The following is a 2,235-nucleotide window of genomic DNA, read 5'->3' as shown; positions in this document are numbered from 1 at the left end:
AACAAATAGGGCTTAAACGCGACGTAGTTTACGGAGTTGCGTTTTAAGCCTCTGTTGAACTGAGGCTTCGGTAGCTGTTTCTATGGGATTTTAATAAAGGGCTGTTGTTCCTGGATAGGAGACTGAGATGGAGAAAATGTCATAATGTACCATAATGCGTGGGCCGTCTAATCGTATTTCAGGCCGAAGTTGGAGGCTACATTGAAGACAACTTTTAAAATAAGTATTTTTTCGCCATTTCACTTTTTTTCGCCAATAGGTTACCAGGCCGGACTTGCGGCTTTTTGTAACGATCAGAAGGTTGTTGGCTCGGATTCTTTGTGGAAAGGAGGCGCATTGGACCATTTATGCAAGACCGTGTTAGCCCTAAAGACAAACACCGTTTCCATTTTCCCTGTCTTACAGCAAGGGCATGCTAACGGATCAAACCTGTTTTCTCTGATTTTTGCGTATGGGCTTTCTTGATTTTGGTTAACTACCCCCATTTTTGCCTGTTGCTCTTTCAATTTCGGCTTGTTGCGTGACGACAATATCCCGTAATGCCGGATCTYGCGRAAGCTTTKGGGTAAGATGTGTAAGCAAAAACGCCTGAGGAATTCGGCAGCCTCCAAAGTCATCGTTTTCGTCCTGCTATCATCACGATAGTCTTTATAGGTGAAGCTGATCTGACCTCTGTCTATACTTTGCAAACGGTGATTGCTGATAGCGATCTTGTGGGTATACCTTCCTAAATATTCTATCACCTGCTGGGCTCCCCCGAAAGGGCGCTTGGCGTAGACAATCCACTCTTTTGCGTATAACTCTTGACGTAACTCCGCGGTTAATTCCATCCCTCTTTCTTGCAAAAAAGCTTTGAAGCGCTCTATAAACTTGCCCCGGTACACTGCGCTCATCGCCTTCACCGGAAAAAGATACTTCCCTTCACTGCGCGTATGCTGCCAATTGCCGTCCTGATCAACCCCTCCTGCCGGAACGATCATGTGTATGTGCGGGTGTAGCATTAAATTTTGACCCCAAGTGTGAAGGATGGATATTGCTCCCATCTCAGCCCCCAGGTATTTTTCATCTCGCCCAAAAGCCAATAACGTCTCTTTTGAGGATTGAAAAAGTATCTCATATAACTCCGCAGGATAGTGCAGACAAAAGTGATTCAACACCTCCGGTAAGGTAAACACTACATGAAAATACTTGCAGTCTAACAAGTCGGATTGACGGGCTGCTATCCAGCGGTCACGGTTGGCAGTCTGGCATTTAGGGCAGTGCCGATTTCTACAACTGTTGTAACTAATCCGCTCATGGCTACATTCACCGCACCGGTCAACATGCCCACCCAAAGCCGCTGTACGACACTTATTAATCGCATTCAGTACTTTCTGATGATACTTTAAAGGCTGTTTTTGCGCAATGAAATCCTGTCCGTATTCTGTCAGAATATCGGCCAGCTCGTATTTGGGACGCATCCCTGCTAAAACCCGTACAGTGTATCCAACGGACTCCTACCCACCTTAGGTATCACCTGTGCGATATGCAAATACATGATGGTCGTGCTCAGTTGGCTATGTCCCAAAAGATGTTGGATCGTATAAATATCAACACCATCCTCCAATAAATGGGCGGTCCGCCGCGCGGTCGCAAAGCTATGACGTAGTGTATGCATCGACACCGACTTCTGAATATCTGTCTTTTGCAACGCCTCTGTAATCACGTACTGGATACTACGCTCACCCATAACCTGTCCGGGTGTCTGACCTTCGAAAAGATACACCTGTGGCTGTAATTCTTTCAGATATTGAGGCAAACGGGAAGCGATAAACCGAGACAATATCACGTAGCGGTCTTTCTTCCCCTTCCCCTGTCGTACACGAACCTGCATCCGGTCTGTATCCAAATCGCTGATTCGAATATGTCGTAGCTCGTTCATCCGAAGGCCCGCTGAGTAGGCAAACGAAAGCAGAAAACGGTGTTTCAGTGTACGAGGTGCTTTGAAAAGTTTTTTACATTCCTCTTTTGACAAAACCTCAGGCAATTTCTTTTCCTTTTTAATCACGGGAAGCTTGATAGCATGCTCATCCTGACCAAATAGTCTATACCAAATCGGATCGCCGAAGCGACCTCATTCCGAATACAGTCTGCTTGAAATAGCTCTCCGAAAACCCCTCGTGTACAGACTTGCGGTACAGGTAGCCGTTGACCTCCGCAATGGATACCTCATGCGGTAACCGCATAAAGTGCAAT

At 46.2% G+C, this 2,235-nt stretch carries 2 protein-coding genes; both read right to left on the bottom strand.

The genetic code is table 11. The features are described 5' to 3' along the window. Positions 1 to 293: 293 nt before the first annotated feature. A complete protein-coding gene (locus FDK13_RS35135; protein WP_220417508.1) occupies positions 294 to 1,460 on the bottom strand; it encodes an IS91 family transposase in 1,167 nt (388 codons plus the stop codon). Between the two features lie 5 nt (positions 1,461 to 1,465). Further along, positions 1,466 to 2,047, bottom strand: coding sequence for a tyrosine-type recombinase/integrase (locus FDK13_RS35130; protein ID WP_170983026.1), 582 nt, complete (start codon positions 2,045 to 2,047; stop codon positions 1,466 to 1,468). Positions 2,048 to 2,235: the final 188 nt, after the last annotated feature.

It is taken from the genome of Dyadobacter frigoris (assembly GCF_005280585.1).
Taxonomy (GTDB): Bacteria; Bacteroidota; Bacteroidia; order Cytophagales; family Spirosomataceae; genus Dyadobacter; species Dyadobacter frigoris.
Note: the sequence above shows the minus strand (reverse complement) of the source record. Positions and strands in the feature narration are given on the sequence as shown.